The sequence below is a fragment of the Mycobacterium sp. ENV421 genome (assembly GCF_002887815.1).
GTDB lineage: Bacteria > Actinomycetota > Actinomycetes > Mycobacteriales > Mycobacteriaceae > Mycobacterium.
Window position 1 is genome coordinate 42223 of sequence record NZ_PDHO01000010.1, and the last position, 23902, is coordinate 66124.

The following is a 23902-nucleotide window of genomic DNA, read 5'->3' on the forward strand; positions in this document are numbered from 1 at the left end:
ACTGTCAAGTCCAGTTTGACGTCGGGGTCAGTCCGCCGAGAACGGACTCAACGCAAGACCGACCACGGCGACCACGGCCACCGGAGCAAGCAGCGGCAGCCACGGCAGGTCGACGGGCACCGCGGCAGCCAGGGCACCGGCCGCGGCGAAGCCGGCGATCCCGATCGCCGTGACCCGGGTCAGGGTGGCGTACGTCAACACCAGATACGCCGCCGCGCACACCCCCGACGTCGCGGCCAGCATCGGGTGCGGTCCAGTCAGCACGATCGCGGCCGTCGCCGCCAGAACGGCCACCGTCGCCGCGGCACGCACGAACAGACCGACGATGATGGCGATCAACGCCACCGCCGCCGCGGCGAGCCAGCGGGTATCGGCACCGACCGCCGTCGCCGCCGTCATCGCGACTGCGAACGATGCCGCCACCAGCCGCCGCACCGTCATGACGACCGCCGGCCACGATCGGGCACCAGGCTCATCGCCTGGTCGAGCGCCACGTCAGCCGGCCACGGCACCACATCGACGCCGATGACCCTCATGTCCCGGTACATCGATGAACGCTGCAACGCCCACATTCGCTGCAGAAGCGGCTGGTCGTCGTCGGCAAAGGGCCAGCCTTCCAGCACGTCGACCGCCACCACGGTGTGTCCCCGTTTGCACAGGTCGATGAGTGCCAGCGCGAACTGGGTGTCGAGCAGCGTCGAGAAGGCCACCACGACGGCGCCCGGCGGGACCGCGGCCCGCGGCGCCAAAGTACCTGCGGTCTGCTGGTATTCGCTGCCCACACCGAGCGCCGCGTCGAGCACCCGGTAGAACTGTCGCCGGCCGATATCGGCACCGAGCCACCGTGGCCGGCGCCCCCCGAGGCCGACGATGCCGGCACGGTCGCCGTTGCGCAGCGCGGTCTGCACCGCCTGTGTCGCGCCGCGCAACGCCCGTTCGGTGACGGTGGTGGCCGGGCCTGCGGGCTGTGCACTCATGTCGACGAGCACCACGACGTCGGCGGCCCGGTCGGTCAGCCGTTCGGTGACGTGCAGGCTGCCGCGGCGGGCACTGACCGCCCAGTTGACGGTGCGGAGCTGATCCCCCGGCAGGTAGGGGCGAATCTCGGCGAACTCGACGCCCGGCCCGATGTGGCGGGTCAGGTGGGTGCCCAACCGGTCGGGCAGTTCGGTTCGCGGAATCCCGGTCGGTTGCGGGGGCGCCACCGGGAAGACGAACAGGTCGGCGGCGTCGACGGTGGCGGTGCCGGTCAGCAGTCCACCGGCCGCGTCGAGCCGGACCCGGGCGCGCAGGGGGTAGTGGCCCCACCTCCCCGCCGTCGCGGACACCGTGGCGCTCCTGGCGTCGGCGGTGACGATCTCGATGTCCAGGCCGTCCACCGCCCCCAGTTCCAGTGTCGCGTTCGCGCTGTTCTCCGCCAGCTCGGCGCGCAGCTGCACCGGCTCGTTCTCGAAGCACCGGGTCAGCGCCGGGTAGCCCTTGACCGAGACCGACACAGGTCTGTGCTGCCAACTGATCGAGGCGAGCACCCCCAGCATCGGCGCCACGAAAGCGATCAGCTGCCAGCGCGACGCAATCACCGCCGCGACCAGCCCCACCCCGACGCACGTCATCAGTGTCACCGTCAATTTGGATGCGCGCCAATGCAATACAGCATCGACCGAACGGGGGCCGTCCATCATCGTGCGCCGGCGCGGGGAACCGGCAGGCGCCGCAGGAGTTGCTCGACGACGTCGGATCCGTGCACGCTGCGAACCCACATCTCCGGTCGCAGGCTGATCCGATGGGCGATCGCGGGGACCGCCAGCGCCTTGACATCCTCGGGGATCACGTAGTCGCGGCCCGATACCAGGGCCCGGGCCCGGGCCAGTTGGACAAGGTCGAGTTCGGCACGCGGGCTGGCGCCGACAGCCACCTGCGGATGACTGCGGGTGGCCGTCGCCAGCGACACCACATAGTGCAGAACATCGTCGTGCACCGACACCTGCTCCACCAATTCCCGCATGGCCAGCAGATTTTCGGCGTCCACCACCTGGTTGACCGTCGCCTCGGCCGAGCCCCGGTCCAGCCGGCGGCGCAGCATCGACGCCTCCTCGGTCTCGGACAGATACTTCAGCGCCACCTTGACCGCGAACCGATCCAGCTGCGCTTCCGGCAGCGGGTAGGTGCCCTCGTATTCGATCGGGTTGTCGGTGGCCAGCACGATGAAAGGGGCCGGCAGCCGGTGGGTTTGGCCGTCGATGCTGACCTGACGTTCGGCCATCGCCTCCAGCAGCGCAGCCTGCGTCTTGGGTGGCGTGCGGTTGATCTCGTCGGCCATCAGCAGGTTGGTGAAGATCGGGCCGGGCCGGAATTCGAAGCGGCCCGACTGCATGTCGTAGATCGTCGACCCCAACAGGTCGGCGGGCAGCAGGTCCGGGGTGAACTGCACGCGGGTGAACCGCAGGCCGAGGGCCGCGGCGAAGGACCGGGCGATCAGTGTCTTGCCCATACCGGGCAGGTCCTCGATCAGCACGTGCCCGCCCGCGAGCACCGTGGTCAGAATCAGTGTGAGGGCGGCCCGCTTTCCGACCACCGCACGCTCGATCTCGTCGAGCACCGCTTCGCAGTACGCCGTCATCGCCGGAGCGGGCATGGTCATAGGTTTTCCATCCGTCGCAGGATCTCCTCGAGGGTGGCGTACCCCGGTCCGGGTTCACGGCTCCGGGTTCGCTCGATGTTGTTCGGATCAACCCACGGCCACAGCTCGTCGCCGAACACGATGCGCCCGGTCGCCTGTAGGGCCACGGGATCCCGCTGACGGGTGGCGAGCACGAACTCGCGGGCCAGCTTCGGCCGCAGATGCCGGTCCCAGTCTTCCCGGGTGGCATCCGCCCACTGAACTGTCGACTCGGTGCGCGACCGCCAGCGCCACAATGCCTCCGCCGGGTCGTCCGACGGCAGTTCGGGTACCGACCGGCCTTGTGCCGCAACGACAGTCAGCCGGGCGGCGATGAGGAATGCAGCTACCGCGAGCCCCGCGACCGGCATGATCCACCGCCCGGCATTCAGCACGATCGCCAGCACTTCCGCTGCCACGACCAGCAGGAGGCCGCCTCCCACCAGCCGGATCACGCGGGGCTCCGCAGCTCGCCGAGGACCAGGCGAAGCGCCCGTTCGGCGGTTTCGCGGTGTCCCTCGTTCATCACGTGGGTGGAGAACCGGGCCTCGGCGAACAGGGTGACCAGTTCGGTGGCGCTGCCGGCGTGGATCGCCTGATGGTCGACGGCACGGGCCAGCACCTCGGACGGGGTGTCCGACTCCTGCGGGGCCACGCCGGGGGCGCCGGCCAGTGCGTGTTCCATTGCCGCATAACACGCGATGATGGCCTCCCGCGGTTCACGGCTGAGGTCGCCGACTTCGGCCAGACCGCGCTCGGCGGCCAGCGCGAGTGATCCGGGTCCGGGCGGCACCGCGTCGCGGGGGCGGTCGTCAGGTGGCGGTGGCGCCGGCTCCCGACGTCGTTCGCGCGCCCGGAGCACGATCGCGCCGATCAGCGTGACGAGCAGAAGCGCCGCGAAAGCAGCCAGGAGATACCAGAAGAACGGGTCGGCGGCGGCGGGTTCGGGTGTCGGTGGCGGCCGGGCGGCGGCCTGGCCTGGCGGTGCGGTGCCGGTGGGCGTGGCGATGGGCGGCGCCGGCGGCGGACCTCCACTCAGTTGCGGGAGGCGCAGCTGAGTGAACAGCGCGGCCATCATCAACCACGCCAGCACCGCCGCGACGATAACCAGCACGAAGCGCCAGCTCCGTCGCACACCTACGCCGCCACCGCCACCGGGTACGTGAGTTCGCGCGGCCTGCGTGGCGCGCTGCGGGTCGCGCAGCTTCGCCACGAACGCGACGATCATCACCAGCAGACAGGCCAGCACCAGAGTCAGCAGCGCGAGCAGGCTGCCGGTTCCGCCGGTCGGCGGGGTCCGCGGCGGCCGCGGCGCATCCGGCAGATGCCCGCGCAACGCGAGGCCGAGCAACAGGATCAGCGCGACCAGTGCGACCACCCTCGGTGTGGCAGCCGTCGCCATGGCCCGAACATACGCCCGTACGGTGGATGGGTGAAGCGTTTGCGTGACGACGACGCCTGCCCCGGTGCGCTGCAGGTGCACCAGGCGGCGGACGGCGCGCTGGCCCGCCTGCGGCTGCCCGGGGGGATGATCGCCGCCCGGCAGTTGGAAGCGTTGGCGCACACCGCCGCCGAATTCGGCAACGGCACTCTGGAGCTCACCGCACGCGGCAATCTGCAGCTGCGCGGGGTGCGGGATACCGCGGCGGTCGCCGACGCCTCGGCCGCTGCCGGGCTGTTGCCCTCGCCGACGCACGAACGGGTGCGCAATATCGTCGCCTCGCCGTTGTCCGGCCGGGTCGGCGGCGCGGCGGATGTGCGGCCGTGGGTGATCGAGCTGGATCTCGCCATTCAGGCCGACGCGGAGTTGGCGCGGTTGCCGGGAAGGTTCCTGTTCGGCCTCGACGACGGCCGCGGCGACATCTCCGGATTCGCCGCCGACGCCGGGGTCCATGTGCACTCCGACGGTGTCGCGTTGTTGCTGGCCGGTCGCGACACCGGGGTCCGGGTGGCTCCGGGTGACGTGGTGTCGGCGTTGATCACGATTGCGCGACGGTTCGTCGAGATCCGCGGAACCGCTTGGCGGGTGGCCGAATTGGATGATCCGTCGACGCTGTTGGCGGGTTTCCCGACGACAGCGGCACCCGGAGCCGAATATCCGCCCGTGTTACGGCCGCCGGTCGGCTGGATCGCGCAGGACGACGGCCGGGTGGCGCTGGGCGCAGCGATCCCCCTCGGTGTTCTGCAATCCCGCCAGGCCGAGTTCGTCGCGGCGATCGACGCGCCGGTGATCATCACGCCGTGGCGCTCGGTGCTGGTCTGCGACCTGGACGAGCCAGTGGCCGACACGGCGTTGCGGGTGCTGGCGCCGATGGGGTTGGTATTCGACGAGAACTCGCCGTGGCTGGACGTCAGCGCCTGCGTGGGCAGCCCGGGCTGTGAGAAGTCGCGGGCCGACGTGCGCGCGGAGGCCGCCCGGGTGGCGCTCGACGAGGACGCGCGCCTGCGCAGCGGCCACGTTCACTATGTGGGATGCGAGCGGGCGTGCGGCAGTCCCCCGGCAGGTCAGGTGTTCGTGGCGACGGCGGAGGGGTTCCGGCCCGCATCTCGGTAGGCCGTAGGGTGATCGCGTGCTCGACTACATTCGCGACGCAGCCGAGATCTATCGGCAGTCGTTCGCGACGATTCGTGCCGAGGCCGATCTGACCGCGTTTCCCGGGGATGTGGCGCGGGTCGTCGTCCGGTTGATCCACACCTGCGGTCAGGTCGACGTGGCCGAGCATGTGGCATTCAGCCCGGGCGTGGTCAGCGCGACGCACGCCGCCCTATTGGCCGGGGCGCCGATCCTGTGCGACTCGTCGATGGTCGCGGCCGGCATCACCGCAGCCCGTCTGCCCGCGGGCAACGAGGTGGTGTCGCTGGTGGCCGATCCGCGGGCGCCCGAGCTGGCCCAGCGCGCCGGGAACACCCGCTCGGCCGCTGGTGTCGAGCTGTGGGCCGATCGGATGGCCGGTGCCGTCGTCGCCATCGGGAATGCGCCGACGGCGCTGTTCCGGCTGCTGGAGCTCATCGACGACGGCGTGCCCGCCCCGGTGTCGGTGCTGGGCGGGCCGGTCGGATTCGTCGGCTCGGCGCAATCCAAGCAGGAGCTGATCGACCGGCCGCGGGGCATGGAGTACCTGGTGGTGCAGGGCCGGCGCGGAGGCAGCGCGATGGCGGCCGCCGCGGTGAACGCGATCGCGAGTGAGCGCGAATGACCGGCACGGGCACTCTCTACGGCGTCGGCCTCGGCCCTGGTGATCCGGAGCTGGTGACGGTCAAGGCCGCCCGGATCATCGGCGCGGCCGACGTGGTGGCCTATCACAGCGCGCGGCACGGCCGCAGCATCGCACGGCGCATCGCCGAGCCCTACCTGCGCGACGGCCAGTTCGAAGAGCACCTGGTCTACCCGGTGACCACCGAGACCACCGAGCACCCCGGCGGCTATGCCGGCGCGATGGAGGACTTCTATCGCGAGGCGGCCGACCGGATCGCCGCCCACCTCGACGCCGGGCGTGATGTCGCGCTGCTCGCGGAGGGCGATCCACTGTTCTACAGCTCGTACATGCACATGCACACCCGGCTGACCGAGCGGTTCAGCGCGGTGATCATCCCGGGCGTGACATCGGTGAGCGCAGCCTCCGCGGCGATAGCCACTCCCCTGGTGACCGGCGACGAAGTGCTCTCGGTGCTGCCCGGCACCATGCCGGTGCGCGAGCTCGCCCGCCGCCTCGCCGACGCCGACGCAGCGGTGGTGATGAAGCTGGGACGGACGTATCCCCAAGTGCGGGAAGCACTTTCGATGGCAGGCCGCCTCGATGAGGCGTTCTACGTCGAGCGGGCCAGTACCGACTCGCAACGCGTGCTGCCTGCCGGCGAGGTCGAGGCCGAATCGGTGCCCTACTTCTCGCTGGCCATCTTGCCGGGCGGAGCGCGGGCCAAGCCGGTCACCGGCGGCGTCACCGTGGTGGGTCTCGGCCCCGGTGACATCGACTGGATGACGCCGCAGAGCCGGCACGAGCTCGCGACGGCCACCGATCTGATCGGCTACGGCCCCTACCTGGATCGCGTCCCGGCGCACGCCGGGCAGCGGCGCCACCCCAGCGACAACACCGACGAACCGGCGCGGGCCCGCCTGGCGTGCGAGCTGGCCGAGCGGGGACATGCCGTCGCGGTGGTGTCCTCGGGTGATCCCGGCGTCTTCGCGATGGCCTCCGCGGTGCTCGAAGAGGCCAAGCAGTGGCCGAACGTCGCCGTTCGGGTCATCCCGGCGATGACGGCCGCGCAGGCGGTCGCCAGCCGGGTCGGTGCGCCGCTGGGGCATGACTATGCGGTGATCTCACTGTCCGACCGACTCAAGCCGTGGGACATCATTGCCGCCCGACTCTCGGCGGCCGCCGAGGCGGACCTGGCGCTGGCGATCTACAACCCGGCCTCCAAGAGCCGCACCTGGCAGGTCGCGGCGATGCGGGATCTGCTGTTGGAGCACCGCGAACCGGGCACGCCCGTGGTGATCGGCCGCGACGTGGCCGGACCGCACGAGTCGGTGAAGGTCGTGCGGCTCGGCGATCTGGACCCCGCCGACGTCGACATGCGGTGCCTGCTGATCGTGGGCTCGTCGCAGACGCAGTGGTACGGCGACACGGTGTTCACGCCGCGGCGCTATCCTCAGTAACTTCTTTAGGCTCATCGACCACAGCCGTCACAATCGGACGAGATTCGTCGTAGCGTCGAACTAATGTTCGAAGAGTGCTGGAGCTGCTGGAAGACGTGCTGATCGCCTGGGACAAGGCGGCGGCGCAATCGGCGACGGACATACCAGCACCCGAATTGTTGGCCGTGCTCGAACGCGTCGAGCGGTTACGCCGACAACTGCCCGCGATGGAACACACCGTCCTGACACAGCTCCAGTCACAGACCTCGGCTGTCGATATAGGCGCCAAGTCCTGGCGCGCAGTGTTGACACACCGCCTCGGCATCAGCAGCGCCGACGCCACCCGCCGACTGAGTGACGCCGCTGAACTTGGACCGCGACAATCGCTAACCGGAGAAGCACTTCCACCGGCTCTACCTGCGACCGCGGCCGCCCAAGGCCGTGGAGAGATAGGCGCCGACCACGTATCAGTGATCCGGTCTTTCATGGATCACTTACCCGCAGCGGTCGACGGGGCAACCCGCGAGCACGCCGAAGCCCAACTAGGCGGACTGGCCGGCGGGCTCACTCCGGAGGCACTGCGCAAACTCGCCCACCAGCTGATGGCGATGATCAACCAGGACGGCATCCTCGACGACGAGCGCGACCAGGCCCGCAAACGCGGGATCGTCGTCGGTCCACAACAAGTCGACGGTATGAGCAGGATTTCCGGCTGGGCGGATCCGGAATTGCGAGCGGCTCTGGACGCCACCAACGCGAAGCTCGCGGCCCCGGGTTACTGCAATCCCGACGACGAAACACCCTGTGTCGATGGCACACCCAGCGAACGACAGATCACCGGTGACATGCGATCGGGCGCCCAGCGTACCCATGACGCACTCAAGACCGTGTGCATGGCGATGCTCTCGTCTGGACAGCTGGGTCAACACAATGGCCTGCCGGTCACCATCGTCGCCACCACCACGCTGGAACAGCTGACCTCGGCCGCCGGGCTGGCCCACACCGGCGGCGACACCTATCTGCCCATGTCGACGGTCATCCGGTTGGCTGCCCGCGCACACCCTTATCTGACAGTCTTCGAATCACCACGAGAGATCAAGCTCTATTACGGGCGCACCCGCCGAACCGCCAGTCCCGGGCAACGCCTCGCCCTCTACGCGATCGAGAGGGGGTGCACCAAACCGGGCTGCACCGCACCCGCGTACCACAGCCAAGTCCATCATGCCGTCCACGACTTTGCCCTCGGCGGCAACACCGACATCAACGAACTCACCCTGGCCTGTGGCTGTGACAACCGCATGGTCAACACCGGACCCACCGGCTGGACCACCCGAAAACGCAGACGGGACAACAAGACCGAATGGATTCCGCCGCCGCATCTCGACCGAGGTCAGACGCGGATCAACCTGTATCACCACCCCGAAGTGCTGCTCTGCTAGAGACGCTCCACCCAGGCTGCCGCCTCGTCCACGGTGTCAACAGCCGTGACACCCGCGGGCAGCGGCGGCCGGTCGATCATCACCACGGTGACGCCGAGGTCTCTGGCGGCGGCGAGTTTGGCCTCGGTCAGCGCTCCCCCGCTGTTCTTGGTGACCAGCACGTCGATCCGGTTGTCCCGCAGCAGTGCGCACTCGTCGTCGTAGCCGTACGGCCCGCGCGACAGCACCACCTCGTGGTTGCGCGGGAGCACTTCGGCATCCGGCGGTGTCACCACCCGGATCAGGAACCACGCATTGCTGCCGGTGAACGGCCTCACCCCGGACCGGCCGGTGGTGAGGAACACCCGCGAAAAGCCTTGTTCGGCAATGTGATCAGCCGCTTCGACGTCGGAGGCCACCTGTACCGTGCCGGCCGGGTCCCACGCCGGGCGGGACAGCACCAGGTACGGCACGCCCAGTTCGGCGCAGGCTTGTGCCGCGTGCGCGGTCATGGTGGCGGCGAACGGGTGCGTGGCGTCGACAACGGCCCCGATGTCGTTGGCACGCAGCCACTGTCGTAGACCGTCCACTCCGCCGAATCCGCCGATGCGGACCGGCCCGACCGGCAGCGCCGGATCTGGCACCCGGCCGGCCAGCGAGCTGACGATGTCGCAGTCCGGGTGCAGCCGAGCCGCCAGCGCCCGCGCCTCGCCGGTGCCGCCCAGCAACAAGATCCGCATCAATGCCTGCTGCCGCGAGTGCGGCCCGAGGAGTACAGGTAGCTGTCGGTGAAGCCCTCGGCGGCAAGTACATCCCCGACGATGATCACCGCGGTCTTGGTGATCTGCGCGTCGTGCATCTTGGCGGCGATGTCGGCCAGCGTGCCGCGCAGCACGGTCTCCTTCGGCCAGCTGGCGAACGCGACGACAGCGACCGGGGTGTCCGGGCGGTAGCCACCGTCGAGCAGTTCCGGCACGATCGCGTCGATCCGGTGTGCGGCCAGGTGCAGTACCAGCGTCGCTCCGGGCTTGCTGAGGGTGACCAGGTCCTCACCCTCCGGCATCGCGGTCGACAGGGTGGACACCCGGCTCAGCGTCACGGTCTGGGCCACCCCGGGCACGGTGAGCTCTCGGCCGAGCGCCGCGGCTGCGGCGGCGAATGCCGGTACGCCGGGCACGATTTCGTAGCCGATACCGAGCGCGTCGAGGTGACGGCACTGCTCGGCCAGCGCGCTGTAGATCGCCGGGTCACCCGAGTGCAGCCGCGCCACATCGAGCCCGGCAGCGTCGGCTTCGGCCAACTCGGCGATGATCTGCTCCAGCGTCAGCGGTCCGGTGTCGACCACTGTGGCGTCGGCGGGGCACAGCGCCAGCAGATCGTCGGGCATGATCGAGCCGGCGTAGAGGCAGACCGGGCACTTTTGCAGCAGCCGCTGCCCCCGCACGGTGATGAGGTCGGCCGCACCCGGACCGGCACCGATGAAGTACACCGTCACTGCTTGGTCACCACCCACTGAGTGACGGGCATGGCCGGTCGCCAGCCGGTGAAGCCACCGACAGGTTCGCCCGTGTAATGCTGAAACTTCCGGAGTTCGCCGCCCACCTTCGAATGCCACTGAGCGAGAAGTGCTTCCGATTCGACGGTGACGGCATTGGCGACCAGTCGCCCGCCGACCGGCAGGTATTTCCAACACTCATCCATCAAGCCCGGCTGGCTGACCCCGCCGCCGATGAAGATCACGTCCGGCGTCGGCACTGTGTCGAACATCTCGGGAGCGTCGAAGGTCACCTCGACTCGCACACCGAACGCCCGTACATTGGCCTCGATTCGTTCGCGACGCCCGGCGACGCGCTCGAAGGCCGTTGCGCGACAACCCGGCCCGCTACGGCACCACTCGATGGCGATACTGCCCGAACCGGATCCGACATCCCACAGCGACTCACCTGGCCGCGGTGCCAGCGCGGCGATGGTGACCGCACGCATCGCCTGCTTGGTGATCTGCCCGTCATGCGCGAACGCAGCATCCGGAAGGACGGACGACTGCCGCTCATCGGGCAGGTAGTGCACCGCGACGACGTTGAGATCGTCGACGCCCTCAGGCGGGTCGTCGGCCCAATCGCGCGCGGTACGGGTGCGGTAACGCTCTCCGGGACCGCCGAGTTGCTCCAGGACAGTGAATTCCGAGTGACCCCGCCCGGTTTCGGTCAGTAGGCGCGCCAGCTGCGCCGGGCCCTGACCGTCACGGGTCAGCACGATCGCGCGGCCCCCTCGGCGCACAGCCGCTGCCGGGACGTCCAGCATCAGGCTGATCACCTCGGTGTCCTGAACCGACCAGCCGAGCCGGGCACAGGCCAGGGTCACACTCGACACATGCGGCAACACCCGCACCCGGTCGGCCCCGCACAGCCGGATCAGCGAGGCGCCGACACCGTGCAGCATCGGATCGCCACTGGCCACCACATGCACGTCACCGTCGAAGTCCCGGACCGCGCACAACGCGTCCAGGAAGGGCTTGCCCCATTCCCGCCGCTCGGCGATGACCGACTCGTCCAACAGATCCAGCTGACGTTTCGCTCCGAATATCACGGTGGCCCTGCGCAATTCGGCACTGGATGTCGGCGCCAGACCGGCCATGCCGTCCGCACCGATCCCCACCACGAAGATCATCGGGGCATCCTCCGCCACACGGCGCGGGGCGTCATCCGAAACGCGAACGCCAGCAGGCGAAGTGGTGTCGGCACCCACACCTCGCGACGCCCGCCGCGAAGTGCCCGGGCGGTCGCGTCGGCCACCTTGGCGGGCGTGGTGGACAACGGCGCGGGGTCCATGCCCTCGGTCATCCGGCCGATCACGAAGCCCGGCCGGACAAGTAGCAGCTGCACACCGCTGCCGTGCAGCGCGTCGGACAGCCCGGATGCGAAGGCGTCCAGTCCGGCCTTGGCCGAGCCGTAGACGTAGTTGGCGCGACGCGCCCGCACCCCGGCGATCGACGAGAAGACCACGATCGCACCCCGGCCTGCCGTGCGCATCGCCGCGGCCAGGTGCGTCAGCAGGCTGACCTGCGCCACATAGTCGGTGTGCACCACCGCCACCGCGTGCGCAGCGTCGGCTTCGGCACGGGCTTGATCGCCCAGGATCCCGAAAGCCAGGACGGCCGTGCCGATCGGTCCGTGCTCGGCCGCCAGACGCTCCAGCAGCGGACCGTGGGCCGCGACGTCGTCGGCGTCGAACTCGACGGTGTGTACCGCCACGGCGCCGGCTGCGCGCACCGCGCTGACCTGCTCCTCCAGCTGTTCGGCACGCCGCGCCGCCAGCACCACGGTGGCGCCGGGCGCCAACCGCTGCGCGAGCTCGACGCCGATCTCGCTGCGGCCGCCGAAGATCACGACCGGACCGGCCCCCGTGTCACTCACACCTCGAGATTATTCACTGCGATACCGTGGGCGTTGATGGCGAACTCAACGACCCGGCTGACCAGCGATGCGCTGGCATTCCTCACCGAACGCCACCTCGCGATGCTGACGACACTGCGCGCCGACAACTCGCCGCACGTGGTGGCGGTCGGCTTCACCTTCGATCCCAAGACCCACATCGCCCGGGTCATCACCAGCGACGGCTCGCAGAAGGCGATCAACGCCGAGCGCTCCGGCGTCGGCGTGCTGTCGCAGGTCGACGGTGCCCGCTGGCTGTCCCTCGAAGGCCAGGCCAGCGTCAACCGGGACCCCGCCGCGGTCCGCGACGCCGAGCTTCGGTACGCCCAGCGCTATCGCACGCCGCGGGTCAATCCCAAGCGTGTCGTCATCGAGGTGCACATCACCCGGGTGCTGGGCTCGTCGGGTCTGCTGGACCACACGAAGGCTTAAACCGGGACCACCGTCAGCCCGTGCGGGCCGGTGTTCACCGCTTCAGCGCCGTCGGCGGTGACGATCACGATGTCCTCGATGCGGGCACCCCAGTGGCCGGGGAAGTAGATTCCCGGCTCGACCGAGAACGCCATCCCCTCCGCCAGCGGCAGGTCGTTGCCCGCGACGATGTAGGGCTCCTCGTGGACCGAAAGTCCGATGCCGTGCCCCGTGCGGTGCACGAAATACTCGGCCAGCCCCGCTTCGGCGAGCACGTCGCGGGCGGCGGCGTCGACCTGCTCGGCCGTCACCCCGGGCCGCACCGCCTCGACCGCGGCGGCCTGCGCGGTCTGCAGCACCGCATACTGGTGCGCGATGTCGGCGCCGGGCTCGCCCAGGCTGTAGGTGCGGGTGCAGTCTGAGTTGTAGCCGGGCGCGTACGGGCCGCCGATGTCGACGACGACGATGTCGCCGGCCTCCAGGACCCGGTCGGACTGTTCGTGGTGCGGGTCGGCGCCGTGCGGGCCGGACCCGACGATGATGAACGCCACCGCTGAATGCCCTTCGGCCACAATGGCTTCGGCGATATCTGCGGCGACCTCGGCTTCCGTGCGGCCGGGTCTGAGGAACTCGGGCACCCGGGCGTGCACCCGGTCGATCGCGGCACCCGCCTTGCGCAGGGCGTCGATCTCTGCCGGATCCTTGATCATCCGCAGCGATCGCAAGACCTCGGTGGCGAGCACCGGCACCGCGCCGAGCCGTTCGGCCAGCGGCAACAGGTGCAGCGCCGGCATCGAGTCGGTCACCGCGATCCGGGCATGTCCCCCCAGGGCGGCCGACACCAGCTCGTACGGGTCGTCGCCGTCGACCCAATCCTGCACGCTCAGGCCGAGTTCGAGGATCGCGGAATCCTTGAGCGACGCCAGTTCCAGCCGCGGCACCACCACGGTCGGCGCGCCGGTCGCCGGTACCACCAGCGCGGTCAGCCGCTCGAACGTCTGCGCCGCCGAGCCGACCAGATAGCGCAGGTCGTATCCCGGGGTGATCACCAGCCCGGCCACCCCGGCAGCGGAGGCCGCGGCTGCTGCGGCGGCGAGCCGGCGGGCATAGACGTCGCTACTGAAACGGTCGGTCATGCCAGCCAGGCTAGCCGCAGGCATACGATGACGCGATGCTCCGCGATATCCGTGAGCTCGCCGACGACCCCGCGGCCTACGCCGCCGAGCTCAACCGGCGTTGGGGTGGGCTACTCAGCTATCGCTATCTGGGCCGCAGCTACTCGTCGATGGACGTCGACGCCCAGGACACCGTCGCGATCCGTCACGACATGCGCAACCCGGCAGGCGGCCTCTACCTGGCGGTGCTGGGCATCGTGTCCCCGGACAGCGGACTGGTCTCCGACCTCGAGGCGGTGCCCAACCCGGTGATCCACTCCATCCAGGTGGTCGATCCCGGCCACGGCGTACGCCGCATCGAGATCCGGTCCGAGAACCTCAAGCGCGGCAGGCAGATGGCGTACAGCCGATCGCGGATCATCGACGCGGACAACCCTTCTCGGGTGCTGGCGCTCAACGAGGGCCAGGGCGTGAGCATCGGTGTCCCACCGGACGGACTGGGCAAGATGGAGCTCAACCCGATCGAGGTCGTCGACTCCCCCGACCTGCCGCCACTGTGGCAGGTCTTCGGCGCGGTCCGGCGCGCGGGCGGGGCGTGGGCGATGCCGGAGCTCTCGGTGGAGGTGGCGTCGCCGGACGCCGCGATGCACGTCGGCCCCCAGTTCGTGATCCTGGAGACGGCCGCGCTCGACGCCGCGGCCGCTGTGGTGGGCACCGACCGCCTGCAGGGAGTCAGCTCGCATGTGATGTTCCTGGCGCGCGGCAAGATCGGGCCGTTCCGGGCCGACGCCGAGCCGATTCGCGGGCCCGGCGGCACCGTCGCGGTGCACGTCACGTTGCATGACGAAGGCGCCGGCGACAAGGCGATCACCACCGGTTCGTATCTGTTCCGCTACGGCGGGTAGCCAGACTGGCAGGATGGCTCGCATGTCTGCACCGGTGTTGCTGCTCGACGGCGCGAGCATGTGGTTTCGTTCGTTCTTCGGGGTGCCCTCGTCGATCACCGCACCCGACGGCCGACAGGTCAACGCCGTGCGCGGCTTCCTGGACAGTGTGGCGACGCTGATCACCCGCGAACGCCCGGGCCGCCTGGTGGTGTGCCTCGATCTGGACTGGCGCCCACAATTCCGGGTCGATGCGATCCCGTCGTACAAGTCGCACCGCGTTGCGGAAGAAAAGCCAAGCGGGGAAACGGATTTGGAAGAGGTCCCCGACGAGCTCAGTCATCAGGTCGAGATGATCATGGAGCTGCTCGACGCGTTCGGGATCGCCACCGCGGGAGCGGAAGGCTACGAAGCCGACGACGTGCTGGGCACGCTGGCCACCGCCGAGACGCGCGATCCTGTGGTGGTCGTCAGCGGCGACCGCGACCTGTTGCAGTTGGTGGGTGACGATCCCGTCGCGGTGCGGGTCCTCTATCTGGGCCGCGGGTTGTCGAACGCCACGATGTTCGGACCTGCCGAGGTTGCCGAAAAGTACGGGGTGCCCGCGCATCGGGCCGGTGCCGCCTATGCCGAACTGGCGCTGCTGCGCGGCGATCCGTCCGACGGCCTGCCCGGGGTGCCGGGCGTCGGGGAGAAGACGGCGGCCACGCTGCTGTCCCAGTACGGATCGCTGGAGGACATCCTGGCCGCCGCGCACGACCCGAAATCGAGACTGTCCAAGGCTTTTCGCAGCAAGATTCTGGCGGCGACCGACTACATCGAGGCGGCCGGACCGGTGGTGCAGGTGGCCCGCGACGCACCGGTGGAATTCAGCACCGATCACGACCGGCTACCGCTGGCGGCCGCCGACCCATCACGCGTCGCGGAACTGGCCAACGCCTACGGCGTCGGATCGTCGATCGGCCGCCTGCAGAAAGCGCTGGATGCCCTCGACTAGCTACGTCGGCATATGACGCCGCCGAGCGGCTACTTCGGCACATGACGCCGCCGAGCGGCTACTTCGGCCGGCCGACCTCGTAGGTGCCCTTGTCGTCCTGGAAGGTGACCGTCACCTGACGCTTCGTGCCGTCGATGCTCACCTCGCAGGTGAAGGTGTCACCCTTCTTGACCGTCGGGTTCTGGCCGTTGTTGCACTTGACGTCTTTGACGTTCTTGGCGCCGTAGCCGTTGGTCTCGTCGGTGAGGATGTTCTGCACGCCCTGCTGGGCCTTGCCGATATCGAGCTTGGTGGTCACGAAGAAGCCGGGCTTCCAGAAGCCCAGAACCAGCACGACGGCGACGACGATCGCGGCCAGCACTCCGATGACCGCGAACAGCACTGTCGAGGACTTCTTGGCGCCCTCGTCGCCGGGCTGCGGGTACTGGCCCGGCTGCTGCGGGTATTGACCCGGCTGCTGCGGGTACTGACCCGGCTGCTGCGGGTACTGACCGTACGGCGGCTGCCCGTACTGCGGATACTGCTGACCCGGCTGCGCGTAGGTGCCCGGGTTGTACTCGGTCGGCTGCTGGTACGGCTGCTGCGGGTACTGCTGACCGGGCTGTTGGCCGTACTGCGGATATTGCTGCGGGGTGTAGGCGGGCGGCTGCCAGGCCGGCGGCTCACCGGACGGCTGCTGCCAGGCCGGGGCTTCGCTGCCGCTGGGCTGCTGCTCGGAGCCGGAGGCAGGCTGATCCTGACCTTGCCCGGGTTGAGCCTGCCAGGGATTAGGTTCTGATCCCTGCGGTCCGCTCATCGTCTCTCCTTGATCTGGTAGCGATTCGCCGCTCCCACCGTAGCGGCTTGCATGAGCCTACCCGCCATCAACAGCGACGACGCCGCGCCGGATGTCGTCGATGGCACGGTTTGCCGTCTTACGCAGCCCGGCTTCCGGCCCGGCGTTGCGGACCTGGTCGAGCAGATCGAGCACTTGTCGGCACCACCGCACGAAATCGCCAGCCGGCAACGGGGTCCCGGCACCGGCGACATCGGAGGCCGCCAGCGCGGCCGCCAAATCGCCGATCGTCGCCCACCGATAGATGGCGGCGACGAATCCTTCGTCGGGCTCGCGTGTCGGGCTGATTCGGTGCCGGTTCTCGTCGGCCCGCAGTTGCCCGGACATCCGCCGCATCTCGACCAGCGCGCGCCGCACGTTGGCTGTCGGCATCTCGACGGCATGCGACGGGGTGGGGCCGTCGCTGCCGCGGGTCTCGAACACCACCGCGGACAGTGCGGCGGCCAGCTCGGCGGGCGCGAGCCCCTTCCAGACACCCTTGCGCAGGCATTCGGCGACCAGCAGATCGCTTTCGTTGTAGATCCGCGTCAGCAGCTTGCCGTCGGCGGTGACGGCGTACTCGTCGTCGCGCTGTTCGATGAAGCCGCGCTCGGTCAGCAACCCCACGATCCGGTCGAACGTGCGGGCCAGCGAGTTCGTCGCCGCGCTGACCTTTTTGCGGATCTGCTCGTTGTCGCGTTCGACCCGCAGATAACGCTCGCCGATCCGAACCTGGGCCTCCCGGCCGGCCATGTCGTGCACCGAGTGCTTGCGCATCGACTCCCGCAACGCGAGCAGTTCGGGATCGATGTCGGGTGCGTCCTCGGCGTCGCCGCGGCGTTTCCTGGTCGACGGCACCCGCAGACCGGACGCCGCCGACAGCAGCGCTGAGGCCAGGTCGCGGCGTACCCGTGGCTGCCGGTGCTCCACCCGCTTGGGTAGCGTCATCGATCCGATCGCCGTCGCGACACCGGCGAAGTCGGCCGAGGAAACCCTTCCCGCCCAACGGTTTTCGGTCAACACCAGCGGCCGGGGATCGGTCGATTCGTTGGCCGCCTCCAGCACCACGGCCAAGCCGCCGCGCCGGCCCTGCGTGATGTTGATGATGTCGCCGCGGCGCAGCGCCGCCAGCGTGTCGGTGGTCGCCTGCCTGCGTTGCAGCCGCGAGGCCCGCGACTGCGCCCGCTCCCGCTCGCTGATCTTCGCGCGCAGCCGCACGTAGTCGAGGATCGCCGGCTCGGAGTCCGGCTGCGTGCGACGGTCCCAGCCCAGTTCGGTGGCGATATCGTCGAGCATCTTCTCGCCGCGTTCGACACCTCGGACCAGCCCCACCACCGACCGGTCGGCCTGGAACTGCGCGAACGACCGCTCCAGCAGCTGGTGGGCCTGCTCGGGTCCCATCTGGTTCACCAGATTGATCGTCATGTTGTACGACGGCGCGAACGAGCTTCGCAGCGGGAAGGTCCGGGTGGACGCCAGCCCGGCCACCTCGGCCGGTTCCACATCGGGAGTCCACAGCACGACGGCGTGGCCCTCGACGTCGATCCCGCGCCGTCCGGCACGCCCGGTCAGCTGGGTGTACTCCCCCGGCGTCAGCGGCAGATGCTGCTCGCCGTTGAATTTGACCAGCTTCTCCAGCACGACGGTGCGGGCCGGCATATTGATGCCCAGCGCCAGTGTCTCGGTGGCGAACACGGCCCTGACCAGTCCGGCGGTGAACAGCTCCTCGACGGTGTGCCGGAAGACCGGAAGCATGCCGGCGTGGTGAGCGGCCAGCCCGCGCAGCAGCCCCTCGCGCCACTCGTAGTAGTCCAGCACCGCCAGGTCGGTGTCGGCGAGATCGCCGCAGCGGCGGTCGATCACCTGCGCGATCCGCTTGCGGTCCTCGTCGTCGGTCAGCCGCAGCGGGCTGCGCAGGCATTGTTTGACGGCGGCGTCGCAGCCGGCGCGGGAGAAGATGAAGGTGATCGCGGGCAGCAGACCTTCGCGGTCCAGCGAGGCGATCACATCGGGCCGCGACGGCGGGCGGTGCAGGCCCGACCTGCCACCAGGACGGCCCGGCCCGCGGCGGCGCGGCTCCCAGTCCGTCAACCGTTCGGCCTCGCGGCGGTGCGCGATGTGGCGGATGAGGTCCGGATCGACGAGGTGCTGCTTGCCCTCGCGGTCGTAGTCGAACAGGTCGAACAGCCGCTTGCCCACCAATACGTGCTGCCACAACGGAACCGGCCGGTGCTCGTCGACCACGACGGTGGTGTCGCCGCGCACGGTCTGGATCCACCCGCCGAACTCCTCGGCGTTGCTGACCGTCGCCGACAGACTGACCAGCCGCACGTCGTCGGGCAGATGCAAAATCACTTCCTCCCACACCGCACCGCGCATCCGGTCGGCGAGGAAATGGACCTCGTCCATCACCACAAAGGACAACGCACGCAACGTTTCGCTACCGGCGTACAACATGTTGCGCAGCACCTCGGTGGTCATCACCACCACCGGCGCGTCGCCGTTGACCGACTGATCACCGGTCAGCAGGCCGATGTTCTCCGCGCCGTACCGGCGCACCAGGTCGTTGTGCTTCTGATTGCTCAGCGCCTTGATCGGCGTGGTGTAGAAGCACTTTCGGCCTGCGGTGAGCGCCAGGTGTACCGCGAACTCGCCGACCACCGTCTTGCCCGCGCCGGTCGGTGCGCACACCAGCACACCGTGGCCGCGTTCGAGCGCCTCACACGCCTTGCGCTGGAACGGATCGAGGGTGAACGTCAGCAGTTCGGTGAACTGCTCAAGCTGCTTCCCCGGGTCGCTACGCTCCTGCCCGCCGGAAAGCTGGGACGGCTCAGGTGATGTCGTCATGCTGTGCCGCATACGTCGCCGGTGTGGCCACCGGTTCCGGCGCCTCGATGGGTGCGGCCTGCTCGTCGGGAATCTCGGCCTGCGCCTCGCGCTTGGCCTTGCGCCGATCATTGATCCGGGCGATCTGGATGGCGAATTCCAGGAGCAGCGTGAGCGCGAGCCCCAGCGCCAACATCGAGAACGGGTCCGAGCCGGGCGTCGCGAACGCGGCGAAGACGAACACCCCGAAGATCAGGCCGCGGCGCCACGATTTGAGCCGCGCGTAGGTCAGCACGCCGATCAGGTTCAGCATGATGATCAGCAGCGGGAATTCGAAACTCACGCCGAAGATCAGCAGCAGGTTGATCAGGAATCCGAAGTACTGGTCGCCGGACAGTGCGGTCACCTGGACATCGCTGCCGACCGTCAAGAGGAAGTGCAGGGCCTTCGACAGGACGAAGTAGGCCAGCACGGTGCCCGACACGAACAGCAGCGCGGCGAAGAAGACGAACACCGACGCGAAGCGGCGCTCATTGCGGTACAGCCCGGGGGTGATGAAGGCCCACAACTGGTAGAGCCACACCGGGCAGGCCATCACGATGCCCGCCGTCAGACCGACCTTGAGCCGCAGCATGAACTGGTCGAACGGCGCCGTCGCCAGCAGGCGGCAGCCTCCGTCGGCACTGATGTCGGCGCGGGCCGACTGCGGCAGCGAGCAGTACGGCTCGCGTAGCCATTCACCCAGGCTCTCCACCCGCATGAACCCGTGGCTGTACCAGAGGAAACCGATGATCGTGGTCAGCGCGACGGCGCCCATCGCGATCAGCAGGCGGTACCGCAGCTCCCGGATGTGGTCGACGAGGGACATGGTCCCGTCCGGATTGACGCGGCTGCGGCGTTGACGGGGGTCCAGCCGCGACAGGAGTTTAGGTGTGCGCACGGCAGCGGCAGACTACGGGCGTCGGAGCGCCCGGTTGTCGTCGGTTCAGGCCGGTTTGGCGTCGGTGGGGCTCTGGGCCGGCGGGGTCACCGGGGCCTCGACGCGCTCGGACTGCACCTGGGTGGGAGGCTGCGCGGGCGTGACAGGAGTGTCCGCCTTGTGCTCGTTCTGCAGCTCCTTGACCTCTGACTTGAAGATGCGCATCGACTTGCCCAGTGAGCGGGCGGCATCAGGCAACCTCTTCGACCCGAAGAGCAGCACGACCACCGCGATGAGAATCAGCCAGTGCCACGGTTGTAGAGCACCCAATTTGGTCACCTCCAGAAGTTGCCTCGATGCTACCCCAGGTCCAGGTCGGCGTACGCGGCCAAGGCCGCGGTCGCGCTCTGACGAACACGGGCCACCAGCGACTCCGGTTCGAGAACTCGGACATCGGCGCCGAATCCCAGCAGCGCCCGGCACATCCATTCCTCGGAGGCGTAGGTCATCGACGCCTTGTGGTAGCCGTCGGGCAGTTCCTCGAGGATCCGCATCGGGTAGTACTCGAGCATCCAGGTCGCGGTCGGTGCCAGCAGCAGGGTCGCGGCGGGCAGCGCCGGATCGGCGTCGAACAGCGAGGTGTCCGGCGGTGCCTGCTTGGCCGGCTCGGGCGGGACGGCTGCCTGGTCGAGCACGGTCGCGGAGACGATGCGGTCGAATCGGAACAGCCGCACTCCCTCGGCGTCGCGCGCCCAGGCCTGCAGATAACTGTGGTCGCCGACCAGCACCACCCGGATCGGGTCGACGACCCGGCTGGTCAAGGTGTCCCGGGACGCCGAGTAGTACTCGATGTTCAGCGCGCGACCATCACGAACGGCGGCGCGCACCGCGGCGGCGGTGTCGCTTTCGATCGGCGCTCGCTCATCCACGGCGGCGACGGCATGGGTGTGGTCGTGGCCGACGGTGCCGGCCGCCGATTCGATCTTGGCGATGGCGCTCAGCGCGGCCTGCGGGTCGACGACACCGGGGATGTCGACCAGCGCCCGCAACGCCACCAGCAGGCCGGTGGCCTCCGGCGACGTCAGCCGCAGCGGTTCGTCCATGCCCGCCGAGAACGTCACCTTGATCGAATCGCCGGAGAACTCGAAGTCGATCAGGTCGCCGGGCCCATACCCGGGCAGGCCGCACATCCAGAGCTGGTCGAGGTCCTGCTCGAGTTGCTTGCGGGTCACGCCGAGATCGGCGGCGGCCTCGTCGTAGGTGATGCTGGGGTTGGCCTTGAGGTACGGCACCATGTTGAGCAGCCGCACCAGTCGCGTCGAGACAGGGGTCATGCGCGATCCCCCGCCTGCGCGCGCAACCGGGCGACCACGTCGTCGCGCAACGCGGCCGGTTCCAGAACCAGCGCGTCGGCCCCGTAGCCCGCGACTTCGCGGGCGAGCCGGTCGCGGGTGCCGATGTCGAGTTCGATCACCTCGCCCGAGCGCCCGCCGATACTGCGCGCTCCGGCGGATTTCCCGTTGCGGCGCAACGACATCGCCTTACCGTCGGCAACCCACACCGATGCCTGCACGCCGCTGGGGGCTTCGCCGATCGCCCGGTCGACGATGGCCCGCAGGTCGACACCGGCGGGTCTGACGACAGATCCGGGTGGGCCGACGCATGTGATGTCGGCACCGATGCGGGAGAGCCGAAATGTTCTGGTGGCGTTGCGGTCCCGGTCATGCCCGACGAGATACCAGCGGCCCCGGTCGGTGATCACTCCCCACGGTTCCACGGTGCGCACGGTGTAGGGGTCGGTCGGCAACGACCGGTGGCGGAACTGCACCGGTCGACCGGAGTCGATGGCCGACAACAGGTTTCCCAGCACGTCTTCGGATCCGCGCAACCCGGGCTGCCCCGACGCGGTGGTGATCGCGACGGCCGCGTCGGGATCGACGTCGACGCCGGCCGCCCGCAGTTTCAGCAGCGCACCCTGGGTCGCGGTGATCAGTTCCGGCGATTCCCAGAGCTTGGTGGCGATCGCGACGGCGCCCGCCTCCTCGTCGGTGAGTTCGATGTCGGGCAGCGCGTAGGCATCGCGGTTGATCCGGTAGCCCTCGGTGGGGTCGAACGACGACACCCGGCCGGTCTCCAAGGGGATGCCCAGATCGCGCAGCTCGTTCTTGTCGCGCTCGAACATCCGGGAGAACGCCTCATCGCTGGGGCTCTCGGCGTAGCCGGCCACGCTGGCGCGGATGCGATCGGCGGTGATGTAGCCGTGCGTGGACAGCAGCGCGATGACGAGGTTCATCAACCGCTCTACTTTGGATGTCGCCACTCGGAAAACCTTAGCGGGAAACGGTGCGCCGCCCCTGCGGCGCGCTCGTCACATGCTGGCGATGAGTCGCTTCACCCGCTCGTCGACCGAGCGGAACGGGTCCTTGCACAGCACCGTGCGCTGCGCCTGGTCGTTGAGCTTGAGATGCACCCAGTCGACGGTGAAATCGCGGCCCGCCTCCTGGGCGGCGCTGATGAACTCGCCGCGCAACTTGGCCCGGGTGGTCTGCGGCGGGGTGTCGACGGCGGCGTCGATCTCCTCGTCCGTGGTGATTCGGGTCGCCAGGCCTTTGCGCTGCAACAGGTCGAACACGCCGCGGCCACGTTTGATGTCGTGGTAGGCCAGGTCCAGCTGGCTGATCTTCGGATCGGACAGCTCCATGCTGTAGCGGTCCTGATAGCGCTGGAACAGCTTGCGCTTGATCACCCAGTCGATCTCGGTGTCGACCTTGGCGAAGTCCTGGCTCTCGACGGCGTCGAGCTGGCGGCCCCACAGGTCGACCACCTGGTCGATCTGGGTGTTGGGCTCGCGGGTCTGCAGGTATTCGACCGCGCGGGCGTAGTACTCGCGCTGGATGTCCAGTGCGCTGGCCTGCCGTCCACCGGCCAGGCGCACCGGCCGGCGTCCGGTGAGGTCGTGGCTGACCTCGCGGATCGCCCGGATCGGGTTGTCCAGTGAGAAGTCGCGGAACGCAACTCCGGCCTCGATCATCTCCAGCACCAGCGAGGCGGTGCCGACCTTGAGCATCGTGGTGGACTCGCACATGTTGGAGTCCCCGACGATCACGTGCAACCGGCGGTATTTCTCGGCGTCGGCGTGCGGTTCGTCGCGCGTGTTGATGATCGGGCGCGACCGGGTGGTGGCGCTCGAGACGCCTTCCCAGATGTGTTCGGCGCGCTGGCTCAGGCAGAACGTGGCCGCCTTCGGGGTCTGCAACACCTTGCCTGCGCCGCAGATCAACTGGCGGGTGACCAGGAACGGCAGCAGCACATCGGAGATCCGGGAGAACTCGCCGGCCCGCACGATCAGGTAGTTCTCGTGGCAGCCGTAGGAGTTTCCGGCCGAATCGGTGTTGTTCTTGAACAGGTAGATGTCCCCGCCGATGCCTTCGTCGGCAAGGCGCTGCTCGGCGTCGATGAGGAGGTCTTCCAGCACCCGCTCACCGGCGCGGTCATGAGTGACCAGCTGCGTCAGGTTGTCGCACTCGGCGGTGGCGTACTCGGGGTGGCTGCCCACGTCGAGGTACAGGCGCGCGCCGTTGCGCAGGAACACGTTCGAGCTGCGGCCCCACGACACCACCCGGCGGAACAGGTACCGGGCGACCTCGTCCGGACTGAGCCGACGATGGCCGTGGAACGTGCAGGTGACACCGAATTCGGTTTCGATGCCCATGATTCTCCGCTGCACGACACCGAGCCTACTGGTTGCTGTGCACTAGCGGTGGGCAAGCGGGGCGCGAAACGCGTTCAGAGTCC

At 69.0% G+C, this 23902-nt stretch carries 24 protein-coding genes; 7 read left to right on the top strand and 17 right to left on the bottom strand.

The features are described from left to right. Positions 1 to 27 precede the first annotated feature (27 nt). Genes CRM90_RS14360 through CRM90_RS14380 form a run of 5 tightly spaced genes read right to left on the bottom strand, consistent with a single transcriptional unit; the run spans position 28 to position 4061 of the window. Positions 28 to 441: a hypothetical protein gene (locus CRM90_RS14360; protein WP_233209324.1), complete on the bottom strand. Its 414-nt coding sequence runs from the start codon at positions 439 to 441 to the stop codon at positions 28 to 30. Then, positions 438 to 1679 carry a DUF58 domain-containing protein gene (locus CRM90_RS14365; RefSeq protein ID WP_102807624.1) on the bottom strand — a complete coding sequence of 414 codons (1242 nt, stop codon included), beginning with the start codon at positions 1677 to 1679 and terminating at the stop codon, positions 438 to 440. Before CRM90_RS14365 ends, CRM90_RS14360 begins: the two co-directional genes overlap by 4 nt. Then, positions 1679 to 2641, bottom strand: coding sequence for an AAA family ATPase (locus CRM90_RS14370; protein WP_102807625.1), 963 nt, complete (start codon positions 2639 to 2641; stop codon positions 1679 to 1681). The genes CRM90_RS14365 and CRM90_RS14370 overlap by 1 nt, the downstream gene beginning before the upstream one ends. Continuing rightward, the gene (locus tag CRM90_RS14375) at positions 2638 to 3114 is read right to left on the bottom strand and encodes a hypothetical protein (RefSeq protein ID WP_102807626.1); all 477 of its coding nucleotides are present in this window, start codon (positions 3112 to 3114) and stop codon (positions 2638 to 2640) included. The genes CRM90_RS14370 and CRM90_RS14375 overlap by 4 nt, the downstream gene beginning before the upstream one ends. Beyond that, the gene (locus tag CRM90_RS14380; protein ID WP_102807627.1) at positions 3111 to 4061 is read right to left on the bottom strand and encodes a DUF4129 domain-containing protein; all 951 of its coding nucleotides are present in this window, start codon (positions 4059 to 4061) and stop codon (positions 3111 to 3113) included. Before CRM90_RS14380 ends, CRM90_RS14375 begins: the two co-directional genes overlap by 4 nt. A 30-nt stretch (positions 4062 to 4091) precedes the next feature. Here CRM90_RS14380 and cobG point away from each other — a divergent pair, with 30 nt between their 5' ends. From cobG to CRM90_RS14400, 4 genes are all read left to right on the top strand, one after another. Beyond that, positions 4092 to 5213: a precorrin-3B synthase gene (gene cobG, locus CRM90_RS14385; RefSeq protein WP_199189900.1), complete on the top strand. Its 1122-nt coding sequence runs from the start codon at positions 4092 to 4094 to the stop codon at positions 5211 to 5213. Between the two features lie 16 nt (positions 5214 to 5229). Beyond that, a complete protein-coding gene (locus tag CRM90_RS14390) occupies positions 5230 to 5856 on the top strand; it encodes a precorrin-8X methylmutase (protein ID WP_102807628.1) in 627 nt (208 codons plus the stop codon). Next, positions 5853 to 7313: a precorrin-2 C(20)-methyltransferase gene (locus CRM90_RS14395; RefSeq protein WP_102807629.1), complete on the top strand. Its 1461-nt coding sequence runs from the start codon at positions 5853 to 5855 to the stop codon at positions 7311 to 7313. Before CRM90_RS14390 ends, CRM90_RS14395 begins: the two co-directional genes overlap by 4 nt. Positions 7314 to 7387: 74 nt before the next feature. Further along, on the top strand, positions 7388 to 8731 hold the full coding sequence (locus CRM90_RS14400) for an HNH endonuclease signature motif containing protein (protein ID WP_102807630.1): 1344 nt from the start codon (positions 7388 to 7390) through the stop codon (positions 8729 to 8731). Here the strand turns inward: CRM90_RS14400 and CRM90_RS14405 are convergent. Genes CRM90_RS14405 through dprE2 form a run of 4 tightly spaced genes read right to left on the bottom strand, consistent with a single transcriptional unit; the run spans position 8728 to position 12123 of the window. Next, positions 8728 to 9450 carry a cobalt-precorrin-6A reductase gene (locus tag CRM90_RS14405; RefSeq protein WP_102807631.1) on the bottom strand — a complete coding sequence of 241 codons (723 nt, stop codon included), beginning with the start codon at positions 9448 to 9450 and terminating at the stop codon, positions 8728 to 8730. The genes CRM90_RS14400 and CRM90_RS14405 overlap by 4 nt on opposite strands. Further along, a complete protein-coding gene (gene cobM / locus CRM90_RS14410; protein WP_102807632.1) occupies positions 9450 to 10205 on the bottom strand; it encodes a precorrin-4 C(11)-methyltransferase in 756 nt (251 codons plus the stop codon). Before cobM ends, CRM90_RS14405 begins: the two co-directional genes overlap by 1 nt. After that, positions 10202 to 11377: a precorrin-6y C5,15-methyltransferase (decarboxylating) subunit CbiE gene (cbiE, locus tag CRM90_RS14415; RefSeq protein ID WP_102807755.1), complete on the bottom strand. Its 1176-nt coding sequence runs from the start codon at positions 11375 to 11377 to the stop codon at positions 10202 to 10204. The genes cobM and cbiE overlap by 4 nt, the downstream gene beginning before the upstream one ends. After that, positions 11374 to 12123, bottom strand: a complete 750-nt coding sequence (gene dprE2 / locus CRM90_RS14420; RefSeq protein ID WP_102807633.1) for a decaprenylphospho-beta-D-erythro-pentofuranosid-2-ulose 2-reductase — start codon at positions 12121 to 12123, stop codon at positions 11374 to 11376. The genes cbiE and dprE2 overlap by 4 nt, the downstream gene beginning before the upstream one ends. 36 nt (positions 12124 to 12159) lie before the next feature. Here dprE2 and CRM90_RS14425 point away from each other — a divergent pair, with 36 nt between their 5' ends. Continuing rightward, a complete protein-coding gene (locus CRM90_RS14425) occupies positions 12160 to 12573 on the top strand; it encodes a F420-dependent biliverdin reductase (protein ID WP_036337572.1) in 414 nt (137 codons plus the stop codon). Here CRM90_RS14425 and CRM90_RS14430 read toward each other — a convergent pair. After that, positions 12570 to 13688 (bottom strand): M24 family metallopeptidase, encoded by a 1119-nt coding sequence (locus tag CRM90_RS14430; protein ID WP_102807634.1) that lies wholly within the window; start codon positions 13686 to 13688, stop codon positions 12570 to 12572. The genes CRM90_RS14425 and CRM90_RS14430 overlap by 4 nt on opposite strands. A 35-nt stretch (positions 13689 to 13723) precedes the next feature. Here CRM90_RS14430 and CRM90_RS14435 point away from each other — a divergent pair, with 35 nt between their 5' ends. Both CRM90_RS14435 and CRM90_RS14440 read left to right on the top strand, forming a co-directional pair. After that, positions 13724 to 14572, top strand: coding sequence for a hypothetical protein (locus tag CRM90_RS14435; RefSeq protein WP_102807635.1), 849 nt, complete (start codon positions 13724 to 13726; stop codon positions 14570 to 14572). Positions 14573 to 14594: 22 nt separating this feature from the next. Continuing rightward, complete coding sequence (locus CRM90_RS14440) at positions 14595 to 15548, top strand: 5'-3' exonuclease (protein WP_102807636.1); 954 nt, start codon at positions 14595 to 14597, stop codon at positions 15546 to 15548. A 58-nt stretch (positions 15549 to 15606) separates the two neighbouring features. Here CRM90_RS14440 and CRM90_RS14445 read toward each other — a convergent pair whose 3' ends face one another. Genes CRM90_RS14445 through pafA form a run of 7 tightly spaced genes read right to left on the bottom strand, consistent with a single transcriptional unit; the run spans position 15607 to position 23834 of the window. Further along, a complete protein-coding gene (locus CRM90_RS14445; protein ID WP_102807637.1) occupies positions 15607 to 16344 on the bottom strand; it encodes a DUF4333 domain-containing protein in 738 nt (245 codons plus the stop codon). A 57-nt stretch (positions 16345 to 16401) separates the two neighbouring features. Further along, entirely contained in the window at positions 16402 to 19209 is a 2808-nt protein-coding gene (locus CRM90_RS14450) for a DEAD/DEAH box helicase (protein ID WP_102807756.1), read from the bottom strand. After that, the gene (gene tatC, locus CRM90_RS14455) at positions 19193 to 20128 is read right to left on the bottom strand and encodes a twin-arginine translocase subunit TatC (RefSeq protein WP_102807638.1); all 936 of its coding nucleotides are present in this window, start codon (positions 20126 to 20128) and stop codon (positions 19193 to 19195) included. Before tatC ends, CRM90_RS14450 begins: the two co-directional genes overlap by 17 nt. A 45-nt stretch (positions 20129 to 20173) precedes the next feature. Next, positions 20174 to 20437, bottom strand: coding sequence for a Sec-independent protein translocase subunit TatA (gene tatA, locus CRM90_RS14460; protein ID WP_102807757.1), 264 nt, complete (start codon positions 20435 to 20437; stop codon positions 20174 to 20176). Between the two features lie 29 nt (positions 20438 to 20466). After that, positions 20467 to 21441 (bottom strand): helix-turn-helix transcriptional regulator, encoded by a 975-nt coding sequence (locus tag CRM90_RS14465; RefSeq protein ID WP_102807639.1) that lies wholly within the window; start codon positions 21439 to 21441, stop codon positions 20467 to 20469. After that, a complete protein-coding gene (locus CRM90_RS14470; protein WP_102807640.1) occupies positions 21438 to 22427 on the bottom strand; it encodes a helix-turn-helix transcriptional regulator in 990 nt (329 codons plus the stop codon). The genes CRM90_RS14465 and CRM90_RS14470 overlap by 4 nt, the downstream gene beginning before the upstream one ends. A gap of 48 nt (positions 22428 to 22475) precedes the next feature. Further along, positions 22476 to 23834: a Pup--protein ligase gene (gene pafA, locus CRM90_RS14475; RefSeq protein ID WP_102807641.1), complete on the bottom strand. Its 1359-nt coding sequence runs from the start codon at positions 23832 to 23834 to the stop codon at positions 22476 to 22478. Positions 23835 to 23902 lie beyond the last annotated feature (68 nt).

Coding starts and splice junctions, on each gene's coding strand:
- CRM90_RS14360 (WP_233209324.1), bottom strand. CDS start 441: ATGACGGTGCGGCGGCTGGTGGCGGCATCGTTCGCAGTCGCGATGACG.
- CRM90_RS14365 (WP_102807624.1), bottom strand. CDS start 1,679: ATGGACGGCCCCCGTTCGGTCGATGCTGTATTGCATTGGCGCGCATCC.
- CRM90_RS14370 (WP_102807625.1), bottom strand. CDS start 2,641: ATGACCATGCCCGCTCCGGCGATGACGGCGTACTGCGAAGCGGTGCTC.
- CRM90_RS14380 (WP_102807627.1), bottom strand. CDS start 4,061: ATGGCGACGGCTGCCACACCGAGGGTGGTCGCACTGGTCGCGCTGATC.
- CRM90_RS14395 (WP_102807629.1), top strand. CDS start 5,853: ATGACCGGCACGGGCACTCTCTACGGCGTCGGCCTCGGCCCTGGTGAT.
- CRM90_RS14405 (WP_102807631.1), bottom strand. CDS start 9,450: ATGCGGATCTTGTTGCTGGGCGGCACCGGCGAGGCGCGGGCGCTGGCG.
- cbiE (WP_102807755.1), bottom strand. CDS start 11,377: ATGATCTTCGTGGTGGGGATCGGTGCGGACGGCATGGCCGGTCTGGCG.
- CRM90_RS14425 (WP_036337572.1), top strand. CDS start 12,160: ATGGCGAACTCAACGACCCGGCTGACCAGCGATGCGCTGGCATTCCTC.
- CRM90_RS14430 (WP_102807634.1), bottom strand. CDS start 13,688: ATGACCGACCGTTTCAGTAGCGACGTCTATGCCCGCCGGCTCGCCGCC.
- CRM90_RS14435 (WP_102807635.1), top strand. CDS start 13,724: ATGCTCCGCGATATCCGTGAGCTCGCCGACGACCCCGCGGCCTACGCC.
- CRM90_RS14440 (WP_102807636.1), top strand. CDS start 14,595: ATGTCTGCACCGGTGTTGCTGCTCGACGGCGCGAGCATGTGGTTTCGT.
- CRM90_RS14445 (WP_102807637.1), bottom strand. CDS start 16,344: ATGAGCGGACCGCAGGGATCAGAACCTAATCCCTGGCAGGCTCAACCC.
- CRM90_RS14450 (WP_102807756.1), bottom strand. CDS start 19,209: ATGACGACATCACCTGAGCCGTCCCAGCTTTCCGGCGGGCAGGAGCGT.
- CRM90_RS14465 (WP_102807639.1), bottom strand. CDS start 21,441: ATGACCCCTGTCTCGACGCGACTGGTGCGGCTGCTCAACATGGTGCCG.